Source organism: Alteribacter populi (assembly GCF_002352765.1).
Lineage (GTDB): Bacteria > Bacillota > Bacilli > Bacillales > Salisediminibacteriaceae > Alteribacter > Alteribacter populi.
The window spans coordinates 2760153-2774079 of sequence record NZ_KZ293963.1 but is presented as its reverse complement, the minus strand read 5'-3'; the positions used below and the strand labels follow the sequence as shown (position 1 = coordinate 2774079).

The 13927-nt window shown below is 41.8% G+C and carries 14 protein-coding genes; 10 read left to right on the top strand and 4 right to left on the bottom strand.

Annotated elements, in window-relative coordinates; all coding sequences use genetic code 11:
- The first annotated feature begins 83 nt into the window (after positions 1–83).
- The gene (locus CDZ94_RS13170) at positions 84–1931 is read left to right on the top strand and encodes an LTA synthase family protein (RefSeq protein ID WP_096437766.1); all 1848 of its coding nucleotides are present in this window, start codon (positions 84–86) and stop codon (positions 1929–1931) included.
- A gap of 336 nt (positions 1932–2267) precedes the next feature.
- The gene (locus CDZ94_RS13165) at positions 2268–2774 is read left to right on the top strand and encodes a hypothetical protein (RefSeq protein ID WP_096437764.1); all 507 of its coding nucleotides are present in this window, start codon (positions 2268–2270) and stop codon (positions 2772–2774) included.
- A gap of 381 nt (positions 2775–3155) precedes the next feature.
- Here the strand turns inward: CDZ94_RS13165 and bshB2 are convergent, their stop codons facing one another.
- The 3 genes from bshB2 to CDZ94_RS13150 all read right to left on the bottom strand — a co-directional run bounded on the left by bshB2 (position 3156) and on the right by CDZ94_RS13150 (position 5349).
- On the bottom strand, positions 3156–3824 hold the full coding sequence (bshB2, locus tag CDZ94_RS13160; protein ID WP_096437762.1) for a bacillithiol biosynthesis deacetylase BshB2: 669 nt from the start codon (positions 3822–3824) through the stop codon (positions 3156–3158).
- A gap of 85 nt (positions 3825–3909) precedes the next feature.
- Complete coding sequence (locus tag CDZ94_RS13155) at positions 3910–4260, bottom strand: YojF family protein (protein ID WP_096437760.1); 351 nt, start codon at positions 4258–4260, stop codon at positions 3910–3912.
- Between the two features lie 129 nt (positions 4261–4389).
- Positions 4390–5349 carry an ATP-grasp domain-containing protein gene (locus tag CDZ94_RS13150; protein WP_096437758.1) on the bottom strand — a complete coding sequence of 320 codons (960 nt, stop codon included), beginning with the start codon at positions 5347–5349 and terminating at the stop codon, positions 4390–4392.
- Between the two features lie 298 nt (positions 5350–5647).
- Here CDZ94_RS13150 and CDZ94_RS13145 point away from each other — a divergent pair, with 298 nt between their 5' ends.
- Positions 5648–6601, top strand: coding sequence for an aminoimidazole riboside kinase (locus tag CDZ94_RS13145; protein ID WP_096437756.1), 954 nt, complete (start codon positions 5648–5650; stop codon positions 6599–6601).
- A gap of 23 nt (positions 6602–6624) precedes the next feature.
- Complete coding sequence (locus CDZ94_RS13140; protein ID WP_096440841.1) at positions 6625–8076, top strand: glycoside hydrolase family 32 protein; 1452 nt, start codon at positions 6625–6627, stop codon at positions 8074–8076.
- Positions 8077–8288: 212 nt separating this feature from the next.
- Here the strand turns inward: CDZ94_RS13140 and CDZ94_RS13135 are convergent, their stop codons facing one another.
- Positions 8289–8651 (bottom strand): response regulator, encoded by a 363-nt coding sequence (locus CDZ94_RS13135; RefSeq protein WP_096437754.1) that lies wholly within the window; start codon positions 8649–8651, stop codon positions 8289–8291.
- 287 nt (positions 8652–8938) lie between these two features.
- Here CDZ94_RS13135 and CDZ94_RS13130 point away from each other — a divergent pair, with 287 nt between their 5' ends.
- The 6 genes from CDZ94_RS13130 to CDZ94_RS13105 all read left to right on the top strand — a co-directional run bounded on the left by CDZ94_RS13130 (position 8939) and on the right by CDZ94_RS13105 (position 13552).
- A complete protein-coding gene (locus tag CDZ94_RS13130; protein WP_232735677.1) occupies positions 8939–9634 on the top strand; it encodes a DNA alkylation repair protein in 696 nt (231 codons plus the stop codon).
- Between the two features lies 1 nt (position 9635).
- Complete coding sequence (locus CDZ94_RS13125; RefSeq protein WP_232735678.1) at positions 9636–10148, top strand: GNAT family N-acetyltransferase; 513 nt, start codon at positions 9636–9638, stop codon at positions 10146–10148.
- Positions 10149–10301: 153 nt separating this feature from the next.
- A complete protein-coding gene (locus CDZ94_RS13120) occupies positions 10302–10526 on the top strand; it encodes a hypothetical protein (RefSeq protein ID WP_096437752.1) in 225 nt (74 codons plus the stop codon).
- A gap of 152 nt (positions 10527–10678) precedes the next feature.
- On the top strand, positions 10679–11359 hold the full coding sequence (locus tag CDZ94_RS13115) for a uracil-DNA glycosylase (RefSeq protein WP_096437750.1): 681 nt from the start codon (positions 10679–10681) through the stop codon (positions 11357–11359).
- Between the two features lie 41 nt (positions 11360–11400).
- The gene (locus CDZ94_RS13110; protein ID WP_096437748.1) at positions 11401–12225 is read left to right on the top strand and encodes an aldo/keto reductase; all 825 of its coding nucleotides are present in this window, start codon (positions 11401–11403) and stop codon (positions 12223–12225) included.
- A gap of 451 nt (positions 12226–12676) precedes the next feature.
- A complete protein-coding gene (locus CDZ94_RS13105; protein ID WP_096437746.1) occupies positions 12677–13552 on the top strand; it encodes an NAD(P)-dependent oxidoreductase in 876 nt (291 codons plus the stop codon).
- The last annotated feature ends 375 nt before the right edge of the window (positions 13553–13927 follow it).

Sequence of the window (13927 nt, the reverse complement as noted above, 5' to 3'; positions counted from 1 at the left end):
AATCGTGTAATTCCTTGTTTTTAATTGTAAATTAAATGGAACGTTCATTAAAATATAAGTATCAAATAAAGAGGTGTGAATCCATGAGAACGTTCGTCAACAACCACCGCTTCATGATGATCTGTCTCCTTACGATGTGGTTAAAGACGTATATTGTCTCCAAGTTTGTTTTTAACGTATCCACGGAAAACATTCTGCAAACGATTATTTTCGTTCTGAATCCTCTTTCGTTCATGTTCATTGTGTTTGCCTTCGGGTTGTTAATGAAAGCACATTTCCAGCGGTGGTATATTCTTACTGTGAGCTTACTTCTTTCTATTGCTCTTTACAGCAATGCCGTTTATTTCCGGGAATTCACCGACATTATTACCCTACCGATGCTTGTAATGAGCGGGAATGCAGGAGATTTAAGTACGAGCGTCTTTGAACTTATTAGATGGTATGATGTATTGTTTTTTGCCGATGTTATTCTTTTTGCCTATCTCATTTGGAAAAAACGAGAATGGCTCACGGTAACTCAAGTTTTATACAAAAGAAATAAGAAAGTTATTCTAGCATTTTTAGTCTCTGCTCTTGTCATTATCGGATTATCTCAGGTTGATCGACCGGAAAATCCAGAAACAATGACGCATTCCTTTGATCGGGAGTGGCTGGTTAAACGGTACGGTCTCTATAATTTTTATGTGTACGACGCGTTTATTCATACGCGAACTGCGGCTCAGGCGCTTTTCTCTGAAGAGGATGATTGGGATGACATTCATGATCATCTTGCTCAACATCGAGCACCAGCGAATCCTGAAATGCAGGGTGTAGCAAGTGATAAAAATGTGGTTATGATTTCTTTGGAGTCTATTGAAAGTTTCGTGATAGGCGAGTCGATTAACGGGGAAGAAATAACGCCATATTTGAATGAGCTAATTGGGGAAAGCTACTATTTTCCTAACTTTTATGATCAGACAGGACAAGGAAAAACGTCTGATGCAGAGTTTTTAGTAAATACATCCATGTATCCGTTGGGAAGAGGAGCAGTTTTTCACACTCATAGTGATAACGAATATATGGGTCTTCCTGACACACTTCGGGATGAAGGCTACTATACAGCTGCTTTTCATGCTAATGACAGAACCTTCTACAACCGGGATATTATGTACGAAAATATGGGGTATGATGATTACTTTTCACAAAGCTATTATGATATTGGTGGTGACAACACTGTAGGATGGGGAATGAAGGATATTGAGTTTTTTGAGCAATCCATGGAATATCTTAAAGATTTTTCAGAACCGTTCTACGCAAAGTTGTTAACGTTGACTAACCACTTTCCATATGAATTGGATGAGGAAGATCATTATATTGATCCCTACTCATCGTCCAGTGATATTTTAAACCGTTACATTCCAACGGTTCGTTATACGGATGAAGCGATTAAACTGTTTATGGAAGATATGAAGGAAGCGGGCTTGTATGAAGAGACAATTTTTGTCTTCTATGGCGACCATTATGGCATCGCCGAGAGTCATAACGAGGCGATGGGGGAATTTTTAGGAAAAGAAATTGACGTTTTCGAAAATACTCAGCTTGCTCGTGTACCTCTCATCATCCACATTCCGGGTCAAGAAGGTGAGGAGTTGGACACAGTAGCTGGAAAGGTTGATGTCAAACCAACTTTACTAAACTTGCTAGGAATTCCTGAGTGGCCCCACGTCATGTTCGGGACCGATCTTTTTTCAGAGCAAAGGGAAGATTTCGTTGTAATGAGAAACGGTACAATTGTTACAGACGATTATCTTTACGTTGGAGAGACGTGCTACGAAAAAGAAACAGGAGAACCCACCTTGTTAGAGTCATGTGATGCCATGCGTGAACGAGGTGAATGGGAAGTGTTTTATTCCGACAACATTATCTACGGGGACCTCCTACGCTTTCGCTAACCAGGAGCAGATTATAATCTGCTCTTGGTTTTTTTAACGCATTAAAATTGTGCGGGGACTGTCCCCGCACAATTTTACAAGATGTTTGATTATGGCCGGGAAGGGCATAGGAATATCTCGTGCTCATTTGCATAGTTATACCTAATACACCAATATTGGCCCTGTGCAATATTTTGAAAATTATGAATAGTTGTGGTATAGTGTTAAATTACACCACTTCAGAAAACCGTATAGCGTTCTTTTATTAAATTCTCAAGGATGCTTTTCCCTTGAGATGGCGGCGTGGAGGTAGCTGTCTGCTTATATATTTTTTTTAAAAAAGGAGGTGATTCTCTCATGGTGGGACCATTTACAGATAAGTATGTTCGATATATTTTATGCTGGCTATTATTCGGTTTGTTTGGCTTTACGTATCTCATACAATTTTCATTGCTATTCGCACTTGCAAGTGTAAGTATCGCATTTTTCTTAACGGTAGGCTTGGATTTTGGGTTCCGGCAAATCATCCGGCAAAAAGCATTTGCTATGGTGAATGAAGAACCGAGAGCTACCGTTCAGGCTTACCGTCAGGAAAAGGATAAGAGGGGTTACCTCGTTTTAACTGATAACTACCTTTTGTTTGTCCCCCTCTTTGGTAAAATACGTACCGTGCTTAAGGGCAAGGAAATTGTTCGGAAAGATGTGAATGGCTTGACTGCGGAGTTTACTGCGAAATTTCCAAATCAGTATCAAAACTTCACCTTTTTCATTCTCACAAAGCAAAAGTTTGTCGATGCCCTAGAAAAAACAACAGATGTTTCGGTCCCTTATAAGCAAGATGAATTAGAGAAGAAGGGATCCTAGTTTATTAAAATGCTCTCAAACATTATTTGGGAGCATTTACCGTGTCGAAAAATGAGATTGTTCATGAAAGGGACAAACCATTAATTAATTGCTCAAAATCAGTGCCTAGAAGGTCGAGGAGTGGGGTACGACAAATCATTGGTTTTGCTGAAAGCTATTCCTACTTATCATTTTCTAACCTTTTGTTGGCATAAAAAACACCTGAACCACTTTATCGGTTCAGGTGTCAGGTGCTACCTTTAGCCACTTGGCACATTTATAAAAGATAGACAGTTGCTATTTTGGAGCTTGACAGCCTTTCAACTACCTAAATGATGAAAAAGAACAGAGTTATTGCCTTCAGCTCATCATTTGAGTTGAAAGTCACTCTTACGAAGACAGCTAGCCATTATCAACAGGGTATGTCCAAAAGCGTTCGGTGTTTATTCGGTCTTTCATCGTTTCATCATTTTCAAGGAATCGTTGCTTCATCATTTCGATAATACCCGCCGTTTGTGATTCATGGGCTTCGACAACTTTGATTTTTTGGTCAGCGTACGCACTAACATCATGTACGATATCGGGTTCACCGATCTCCTCTTCGCACCCTTCAGAAAAAGCGAGCGCGTGAACAGTGGGACGCTCTTCCGGCTTCATCTTTTGAACAGCTTGAATAACAGCCGCTGCTGTTGAATTGTGATCAGGGTGAACAGCGTATCCAGGGTAAAAAGTGATAATTAACGAAGGATTCACGTCATCAATGAGCTCAGACATTCGGTTTACAAGTAAAGCTTCATCGGTAAATTCGATTGTTTTATCGCGCATGCCAAAGCGACGAAGGTCTTTAATGCCTAAAAGGCGGCATGCTTCATTAAGCTCCTTTAGACGGATCTCGGGCAACGTTTCCCGGTTGGCAATCAAAGGGCGCCCCATATTTCGTCCCATTTCACCAAGTGTGAGGCAAGCGTAGGTGACCGGGGTTCCGTTTTGTGTATGTGACAAAATCGTACCGGCAACTCCAAAAGCTTCGTCATCGGGATGGGGAAAAACAACTAATACTTGACGTTCCATTATTTCACATCCTTTTATGTTCAGTTGTTTTGGTGCCTGACCCCCACTGCGTTAATGCTGTACAGCAGTGGGGGTCAGGCACCATTTATTTTCGGAATGGTTTTTCACTTAATTGAAAAGCGATGGCTAGCTTTCCGTCATGGTCGTGGCCTGCAAGGAGGACTTGGTGCGAATCGTCAATTTCCCAGTCGGTTAATCCTTCGGCGTAGGCCCAGCCACTCTCCATTTCAAGGCCTAATCGAAAAGGGCCTTCTCCGGTCAATTTTCCTTGTACGTATTGTATCTTTGCATTTCTTAAAAAAGCTCCGGCAGAAAAAAAGCTTTGATTCTTATGTGAGGCATAGGCCCCATTCGTTGTTTCCAAATGAATATATAATTCTTTTCCAGCAAGCTGGTCGATTGTTTGCTGGACTTGTTGGCGATCAATTGGTTTCATGTTTTACATTCCTCCTGCAACAGTCGGATATCTTATCTTCTATGTTACTAAAAAAACGAGCGTTTGTCTGGACGAACGCTCGTTTTGACTTCATATACTAACTGAATTGGTGTTGAAATGAACTTTTTCTTATCTACGAACCGGCTCTGATAACATGGCCAATTCGTTTTTTAAATGGAGCGCAACTTCTTGCATGCCAAACATACCAGCTGTTTTTTCTGCTTGAGGATTATAGTTCGTATTCGTGTTGACATCATACGTATAGGTTTTCCCATCTGCATTTTCAATAAACTCAATACCGGCAAAGGTGATCCCATTTCCTGCTAAAAAGGCTTCATATTTTTCTATTAGTGGACTTTGAAAGTTCTCGATAATTTCAAATTTAGGTCTTGTGACTGATTCGGTCTCAGTGCCTGTTGTCGGACAAGAGCCGTCTCCGATTTCACAAGCTTCAGCAGGACAAAGTTCGAAGCCGTCAGATGTATCGACACGCACAGCATAAAAGAACTTTCCACCGATAAATTCACAGCGGGTGATGGTTTGAGTAGGGGATTCAACAAATTGTTGAAGAAGAGTGATACCATCGATGGATTCGGAAAATTCCGGTTCAGATACATGTCTCACAAGGGCATCAACTGCGTCAAAACGCATCACACCAAGTCCTTTTCCCGCACGGTTATGCTTGGTGATAAATGGAGTGGGAAATGAGTGGGCTGACTTTATGAGCTGCTCTTTTCCTAAAGCAGCAATCGTATCAGGTGTTTGGATGCCGTAACGTTTTAATGCTTCATATTGCATCACCTTGCTCAATTCAAGGGAGAGTGCTGTACGATTGTTTAATACTCGACGGCCGTGACTTTCGAGCCAGGTGAGTACTGCTTGAGTAAGTTCTGGTGCATAGCGGTGCCCGCGTGTATGAGAAGAGGCGCTCATGCGATTGTAAAAGATGCCTTGAGGTGGCTCTTCTTGTAAATCGATCATACCTTCGCCCATATGCCAGTCTTCAAAAGGAACATTGTGAGAATGCAACGCTTCTTTTAAAGGTGCTGTCCATTCTTCGTTTTCATGGATGATATATACCTTATCCATTTGATCACCTCTCCTTTAATATTATTCCGATAAAAATAATTGGTTTTAATTTAGTTTACCAAGGTTTTCAGTATTTTTCCATGGGCACCTTGTTCTTTTGTTCAAAGTTAAAAAAGTATAAATTTTTCTTTTCGGTGTCTAGTTCCAGGCACCATCGGCTCGTGTCAAATAACCTGTAGTCGTTGCCAGATAAACGATAGTTGTGGCAACATGTTACATAGTTCACTATCTTTTGGCTCGTAGTAAAAAAGAATGGGTATACCTATAAAAGTGGGAATGAATAGAGGAGGAAAAATAGATGAAAAAAGGGATTGTTAGTTTAGGGGAGGCTTTGATTGATTTTATTCCATTAGACGATCATAATGAGGTCTTTCAAAAAAGTCCAGGTGGTGCTCCGGCAAATGTAGCCGTGGGTTTGGCGCGTCTGGGAGCTCGTTCTACCTTCTTAGGTAAAGTGGGTGATGATGTTCTCGGTCGATTTTTAGAAGAAACACTGCAATCATACGGCGTAAATACTGAAGGGTTAACCTTCTCTAAAGACGTTCGCACAGGCGTTGTATTCGTTACATTAGGTGAAGGCGGGGAAAGAAGCTTTGAATTCTATATTGACCCGAGTGCTGATCGTTTTTTAGCGGAAAAAGAAGTTGACACCTCGATCTTTGAAGAACACAATTTGCTTCATTTTGGTTCGATTAGTCTGATTAGCGAGCCGGCTCGGTCTGCGACGAAAAAGGCTGTTTCGTTTGCAAAGGAACAAGGAGTTATTGTTTCTTATGATCCGAATTTGAGGATCAGTTTGTGGAAGGATGAGCAAACTGCGAGGGATACAATTATTTCGATGTTAGATCAAGTAGATGTGTTGAAGATTTCTGAAGAAGAACTTGAGTTTATTACGGGGAAAAAAGATATTGACGCGGGTGTAAAAGCTCTTCGTGACTATCAGGTTCCGGTGACATTGATAACGCTTGGGGCTGAAGGTAGCTATATTTTTGTTAATAATGAGAAAACGCATGTTCCTGCAATGAAAGTGAATGCGGTGGATACGACAGGGGCGGGGGATGCTTTTGTATCCGGTATGCTATATCAGCTTCACCATTACGACAAAAGTGTGGATGACCTCACTGTTGCAGAAGCAGCTGAAATGGCACGCTTTGCAAGTGTTTCGGGTGGTTTGGCAGCAGCGACCAAAGGGGCGATGACGGCTTTACCAACTCTCGATCAAGTGAAGATGATTTTAAATGAACAAGTGTAAAGTGAGGGGGTATCTCTATGACAATGACAGACAATGAAAAAAAGCTGATTCAACAAGCAGAAGATAAAGTGAAAGAGTGTGAAAGTAAGGTTGAAAGTGATCCTCACCGTTTGACGTATCATTTGATGGCTCCGGTAGGGCTCATCAATGATCCGAACGGCTGGATTCAATGGCGAGGCACTTACCATATGTTCTATCAATGGAACCCGTTCGACACCGGTCATGGTGCAAAATTCTGGGGTCACTACACTTCTAAAGATTTAGTGAATTGGAAGCACGAAAAGATTGCCCTTTCCCCAAGTGAGTGGTATGAAAAAAACGGCTGTTATTCAGGCAGTGCTGTCGACTTAGATGGAAAACTCACCCTCTTTTACACAGGGAATGTAAAAGATGAGGAGGGAAATCGTGAATCCTATCAATGTGTAGCACAGTCAGTGGACGGAATTCATTTTGAAAAAAAGGGACCTGTTATTGCCGAACTCCCAGAAGGCTATACGGCACACTTCCGGGACCCGAAAGTGTGGAAAGAGCAGGGTGAGTGGTATATGGTCATTGGGGCTCAGACGAAGGACCTTAAAGGACATGCACTGCTTTATCGCTCAGAAGACGGTAAAAGTTGGAGTTTTTTAGGGCCGGTTGCAGGTTCTGGAGTACCTCCGCTTCATGATTTCGGCTATATGTGGGAATGTCCAGACCTCTTTTCACTAGAAGATAAAAAAGTGCTGATTGTTTCTCCACAAGGCCTTCAACCAGAAGGGATGCACTACCATAACACATACCAAGCTGGGTATTTTATTGGTGAATTAGACTTAGCGGCTCCGAAGTTTCATCACGGGGCTTTTGATGAACTAGACCGCGGCTTTGAATTTTACGCTCCACAAACGACAGTGGATGAGAAGGGTAGAAGAATAATGATCGGATGGATGGGGGTTCCTGAACAGCAGGAAGATCTTCATCCAACGATTGAGAACGGTTGGATTCATTGCTTAACCCTTCCTCGTGAGTTAAAGCGAAAGGGATGTCGCTTAATTCAAGTACCAGTTGATGACCTGGAAGCGTTACGTAGTGGGGAGGTTTCTGTTGAAAAGGCTACAGTGGAACACCAAGGAGTGACGTTTGAAGGGGTTAGTGGAGACACGTTAGAAATTGAAATTCGTGATTTCACCAACCTTCCTGCTTATTTTGAGATTGAATTTCGTAGAGAGGCGCGTCTCATTTATGATCGTGAGGCACGCGTAATGACATTTGAGCGTAAGAGTTTTGCAAACCGTCTAACAGAGAGAAGACAATGTCATTTAGAAGAGCTGCGCTCGTTGCGGATTTTCCTCGATACATCATCAGCCGAGCTGTTTGTAAACGGTGGAGAAGAAGTGTTTACCGCGCGTTACTTTCCAGGTCCGCATGAGAAAAACATCCAGTTTAGCTCATCTGAACCGACGTCTTTTTCTCTTAAGAAATGGACTCTTGGTCTTTAATCAGGAACCCGCATGGTCTGCTGAAAAGTCCATGCGGGTTTTCTTAAAAGATCAGAAAGTAACAATCTCTGTTTCAAATCTAGCTCCAGGTGTAGGCGCCATTGGCTTGTGTCAATTAACCTTGCCGATTTAAAAGTAGAAAGCACTTTTTATCGACAGCACTGCATTTCGTCGGGTACGCGTGCGTCCTGTGCTTTCTTATGTACGTAATGTTATCGAGCCATCGCTTTGCCGAGGGCTTCACGAATTCGAACTTCATCGAAGGGCTTAACAATAAAATCAATTGCCCCGTGCTTGATCGCATCGACAACCATTGCTTGTTGCCCCATTGCTGAACACATGAGCACTCGTGCGTTCGGGTGTTTTTCTTTAATTTCTTTTAGTGCCTCAATCCCATTCATTTCAGGCATCGTAATATCCATCGTAACTAAGTCAGGCTTCATTTCTTCATAGAGTTCGACTGCTTCTTTACCATTTTCCGCTTCACCTACGACTTCGTACCCGGCATTCGTCACGATTTGCTTTAGCGACATCCTCATAAAAGCCGCATCGTCAGTAATCAATAATCTCCCCATGTAAAACCCCTCCTTTTTTACTGATACTAATGTCCTTATTTTCTTTAAATATAGTCATAAAGAATGAAGGTGTCAATGATTTAGGTTGTTTTAGCTAATGACATTGTCATGAAAATCAAGCAGTTATTTAACAATGCTCTATCGCCCTTTTTTAAGTTAGTAGCTTTAATGATGAACGTTCATTTAAAATCAAGAACAGGGAAAAGGAAAACAATGGAGAATATTACTTAGTAGAGGTTGTTGAAAGTCCGATAACCCCGCACAAACAAAAGAAAGGATGTTCGAATGTGTCAAGTGACCGTGTTATTCAACTAAAACGGTTATTCCGTGAACATGCAAACCCTGAACATGCTGCTCCTATGGAACAATATATGAAAAATAACTTTCTTTTTTTAGGAATCAAGTCACCTGAAAGAAAAATGTTAACGAAGACGTTTTTAAAAGAAACAAAATTAGATACAGCACAAAGAGTTCCAGCTGACGAACTTCAAACGATTTGGGATTTGCCTGAACGTGAGTTTCAATATACTGTGATTGAGATATTGGCGCGGCTACATAAGGTTTACCTGCCGGAGGACTTGGCTTTTTTCGAACGGTTAATTGTCTCCAAGTCATGGTGGGATTCGGTTGATAGCTTAGCGCCGCATGTCGTAGGCAGCTATTTTCTCCGGTTTCCTGCACAGATTGAGCGCGCAAGTGAATGGTCAACCCATTCAAATATGTGGTTGAGGCGGAGTGCCATCTTGTTTCAATTGAAATACAAGGAAAAAACAGATGAGGAAAGGTTGTTTCGCTATATTAAAGAAAATGCCGAAGACAAGGAATTTTTTATTCGTAAAGCGATAGGCTGGGCACTTCGTGAATACTCAAAAACCGAGTCTGACCGAGTGGAAAGATTTATTTTCGATGAGTCGCTTTCGAATTTGAGCAAAAAAGAAGGTCTCAAGCATATTGAACGGCAGAGGAAAAGGAATGAGGCATAAAATGATAACGTTTGAAATGGAACGAATTGAAGAAGCACATCGGCACGAACTCCAATCTTTCTTTAAGGCGCATTGGGGCGATGAAGAAATGGTTTATTCTCATGGAAGTTATATTTGCCATGAGCTAGACGGATTTGTAGCGCTCAGCGATGAAAGTATTGTAGGTGCTGTAACGTTTCAAGATGACCAAAATACAAAGGAAAGAGAGATCATTTCTTTGAACAGTCTCATCGAGAGACAAGGAATAGGGAACCGGTTCATGGAAATGGTAGAAAGTGATGCTCATGCAAACCGTATTAAAACAGTTTGGCTCGTCATGACAAATGATAATGTCCACGCTCTCTCTTTTTATCAAAAAAGAGGGTACCAACTAATCAATATTAGACGACATGCGGTAAATGAGGCAAGACAGATAAAACCGGACATTCCACTGCGTGCTGATAACGGAATTTACATCCAGGATGAATGGGTGCTGAGAAAGGAAATGCAGGGGGAACAAGCGGAAGCGCGGTAGGAGTGCAAAATGAATGAAAAAAAGATCCTCAACATGAAAGATGTCACAGTACCCTACAGAAAACCTACGCTCAGGTGATGACCGAAACGCTTTCTGTGATTGATGATCGACTAATGCAAGAGCGTGACAAGAAACGATTAGAGAGTCCTCTTCATGGAGGTCGGCGAGCTTTATACCAAGAGCCAGGAAAAGAATCGTCGAGGAAGAGAAGTGAAAATCGCAGCGGTCCATCAGTGGGAAGTCAACGGAAAAGCGCACAGCTTTAAAGAAAAACGACACTTCATTCATAAAGAAAAACAGCCTTTGGGAGGCGTTCGAACAGTTCCTATACGTATGACTACAGGCCACGACACCACCTGGTTATATTTCCTCCCATAAATACTGACTCAAACCCTTGAAACGATATGCGGGCTAACGCTGGTTTTTCTATGTTAAACTGTTTCCATTAACTTGTTAACAAAGGATGGACAAGTAATCCGCTGCGCTTTGATTGTCCTCCTTTTGAACCCTTATTTAAAGCAGGTGAGGAAATGGTGAATTTATCAAACGACTGGCAAGACCACTTGAAAAACGAATTTGTTCAGCCGTACTATCTTACATTACGAGAGTTTCTTGCAAGGGAATATGAGAGTGAGAAAGTTTATCCTAATAGGCAAGATATTTTCACTGCTCTCCAAACGACTTCTTATGAAAAAACGAAAGTGGTCATATTAGGGCAAGACCCTTACCATGGACCGAATCAAGCCCACGGTTTCAGCTTTTCTGTAAAACCAGGTGTTACAATCCCACCATCTTTACGAAACATTTATAAAGAGCTGCATTCCGATCTAGGTTGTGCGATTCCAAAGCATGGTTATTTAAAAAAGTGGGCGGAGGAAGGTGTCCTTCTTTTGAATTCAGTACTGACTGTTCGTGCGCATGAAGCGAACTCTCACAAAGGTAAAGGATGGGAGCAGTTTACGGATCGAGTGATTAAAAAATTAAATGAGCGAGATAATCCTGTTGTTTTTATAATGTGGGGGCGCCATGCCCAAGCGAAAAAAGAACTGATTACAAATGACAATCATTTTATTATTCAATCGCCTCACCCAAGTCCTTTTTCAGCTAACCGGGGCTTTTTTGGAAGTCGCCCTTTTTCTAAGGCAAATGCATGTTTAAAGGAGATCGGTTGTGAAGAAATAGATTGGGCTATTCCGGTTGAGCTAGATTAAGAGATTTCTACGAGTACCGACTATAAAAGGGGGATAAAACGATGAAATCGATTACTGAAACAACGACATTAAACAACGGTGTTAAAATGCCTTGGCTTGGACTGGGCGTATATAAAGCAGAGGACGGAAATGAAGTTGCAGAAGCGATCAAGGAAGCTGTGAGGGTAGGGTATCGTAGTATTGATACCGCTTCAGTTTATAAAAATGAAGAAGGGGTAGGACAAGCCATTCATGAAATCGATGTACCTCGAGAAGACTTGTTCATTACGACAAAAGTGTGGAATGACCAACAAGGGTATGAAGAAACTCTCAAGGCCTTTGAAGAAAGCCGTCAAAAGCTAGGTGTGGAAGTCGTCGATTTATATTTGGTTCACTGGCCTGTAACTGGCAAATTTCTCGACACGTGGAAAGCGTTGGAAAAGCTTTATAAAGACGGTAAAGTTCGGGCAATTGGTGTGAGTAACTTCAAAGTTCACCATTTAGAAGCATTATTGAAAGAAGCAAAGGTTGTTCCAGTCGTAAACCAAGTCGAATACCATCCTCTTTTGACACAACCCGAGCTGCACAACTATTGCAAAGAAAAAGGCATTCAGCTTGAGGCTTGGAGTCCATTAACTCGAGGACGTATTTTTGAAGACAAACGACTTACTGCTATGTCTGAAAAATACGGAAAAACACCAGCACAAATTATTTTGCGTTGGGACTTGGAGAACGAAGTAGTGACAATACCAAAATCGGTGACACCGTCAAGAATTCAAGCGAATGCAGAGATTTTTGACTTTCAACTGGAACGTGAAGATGTTGAGAAGTTGAATAGCATGAATCAAAATCACCGTTTTGGCGCAGACCCTGATGAATTCGTATAAATCCGCAAATGAGAAGCTCCACCTATACTAGGTAGTGGAGTTTCTTTATAACTTTCCGTTTGAATGGTGTAAAAAAGAAATATGAGTATGTCATTAGCTCAGAAATCATTCATATTCGAAGCATATTATACTTCCGCAGAAGTGTCGTGGTGTCTTCGGGCCTTTATAAGTAAGGCTGTTTTCTAAAAGATTGTTGTTCTTGACACAAAATATATAAACTGCGACATAGAAGTAGATTGATTTCCGCTCCGGACAGTCGCTTTTCGCGGAAAGCGTAGTGTATTTCCGAAGCGGTAGGTGATGTCGCAGTTTATTTCAGCTGCGAAGATTAAAAGCAACAATACATACGAAAAGAGCCATATATAAAAGTGAAATAGTAAACATGGCTGATGCCTTCATAATTCTGAGCAAAGGGGATAATCATTAAAAGAAATTAAGGGAGCGATCCAGCATGAACAAAGAAACGTTACCAATCATTGGTTTTATCGGAATCGGTGTGATGGGAAAAAGTATGGCAAGTAACCTTGTTGAACATGGTTACAAGGTAAACGTATACAATCGCACAAAAGCTAAGGCAGAGACTCTTGTTAACAAAGGCGCTCATTTGTCTGATTCAGTGGCGGAGTTAGCGTCAAAAAGTGATGTCATCATAACGATGGTTGGCTATCCACAAGATGTTGAGGAAGTGTATCTAGGCAATGAGGGAATTGTTGAAAACGTTAGAAGCGGGACGTATTGCATCGATATGACCACCTCCACACCTTCATTGGCAAAGACGCTTTATGAAGAATGCAAGAAAAAGGGGGTCTCCGTGCTCGATGCTCCAGTGTCAGGTGGGGACATTGGTGCAAGAGAAGCGAGACTTGCGATTATGGTAGGTGGAGACATGTCCACATTTGAAAAGGTAATGCCTATCTTTTCTGTAATGGGAGGGAATATCGTACTTCAAGGGCCTGCTGGCAGCGGGCAGCATACGAAAATGTGTAACCAAATTGCAGTTGCGGGGACGATGCTTGGTGCAAGCGAGGCATTGGCTTATGCAAAACAAGCAGGTCTTGAACCAACTCGTGTACTCGAAAGTATTGAAACGGGTGCTGCAGGGAGCTGGACGTTAAGTAATCTTGTCCCCAGAATGATTAAAGAAGATTACAGTCCCGGCTTTTTCATTAAACACTTTATCAAAGACATGAAGATTGCGCTAACGACAGCCGAAGAGATGGGACTTAACACCCCAGGCCTCTCCCTAGCAAAAGAACTTTATGAACAGTTAGCTGAACAGGGAGAAGATAGCTCAGGTACTCAAGCGTTGATAAAATATTATTTGTAGAAGAACGGCATGGTTTATTTATAAGAATAGGTTAAGGCACAACGAGCAGATAAAGTCCGCTCGTTGTGCCTTCTTTCGCGCTTTATAGTATCTCTTAATAAAAAAAGATCTAGGCCGTAATCAGCGAGACTCCTGCGGAAAAACGGACCAGCCGAGACCCCGCAGGGCGCATTTCCCGAGGAGGCTTGGCGGTTCGTCCGCGGAAAGGGAGCAGATGCAGGCCAACGGAGCTCCATAAAGTCCCCCTCGTGGCTTAAAGAGGTACAGATGTCATTAATTGTCGAATGTTTTCCTCCTCTTATTGGCTACTTTTACTGTGCACTATAGAAAGTCCGCATCTAGCAATTATCTGGGCTTGTAACTTCCAATTGTAAT

Bases quoted from the DNA above. Each gene is read 5' to 3' on its own strand.
- CDZ94_RS13165 (WP_096437764.1), top strand. From the start codon at position 2,268: ATGGTGGGACCATTTACAGATAAGTATGTTCGATATATTTTATGCTGG.
- CDZ94_RS13125 (WP_232735678.1), top strand. From the start codon at position 9,636: ATGATAACGTTTGAAATGGAACGAATTGAAGAAGCACATCGGCACGAA.
- CDZ94_RS13150 (WP_096437758.1), bottom strand. From the start codon at position 5,349: ATGGATAAGGTATATATCATCCATGAAAACGAAGAATGGACAGCACCT.
- CDZ94_RS13145 (WP_096437756.1), top strand. From the start codon at position 5,648: ATGAAAAAAGGGATTGTTAGTTTAGGGGAGGCTTTGATTGATTTTATT.
- CDZ94_RS13155 (WP_096437760.1), bottom strand. From the start codon at position 4,260: ATGAAACCAATTGATCGCCAACAAGTCCAGCAAACAATCGACCAGCTT.
- bshB2 (WP_096437762.1), bottom strand. From the start codon at position 3,824: ATGGAACGTCAAGTATTAGTTGTTTTTCCCCATCCCGATGACGAAGCT.
- CDZ94_RS13115 (WP_096437750.1), top strand. From the start codon at position 10,679: ATGGTGAATTTATCAAACGACTGGCAAGACCACTTGAAAAACGAATTT.
- CDZ94_RS13140 (WP_096440841.1), top strand. From the start codon at position 6,625: ATGACAGACAATGAAAAAAAGCTGATTCAACAAGCAGAAGATAAAGTG.
- CDZ94_RS13135 (WP_096437754.1), bottom strand. From the start codon at position 8,651: ATGGGGAGATTATTGATTACTGACGATGCGGCTTTTATGAGGATGTCG.
- CDZ94_RS13120 (WP_096437752.1), top strand. From the start codon at position 10,302: ATGGAGGTCGGCGAGCTTTATACCAAGAGCCAGGAAAAGAATCGTCGA.
- CDZ94_RS13105 (WP_096437746.1), top strand. From the start codon at position 12,677: ATGAACAAAGAAACGTTACCAATCATTGGTTTTATCGGAATCGGTGTG.
- CDZ94_RS13170 (WP_096437766.1), top strand. From the start codon at position 84: ATGAGAACGTTCGTCAACAACCACCGCTTCATGATGATCTGTCTCCTT.
- CDZ94_RS13110 (WP_096437748.1), top strand. From the start codon at position 11,401: ATGAAATCGATTACTGAAACAACGACATTAAACAACGGTGTTAAAATG.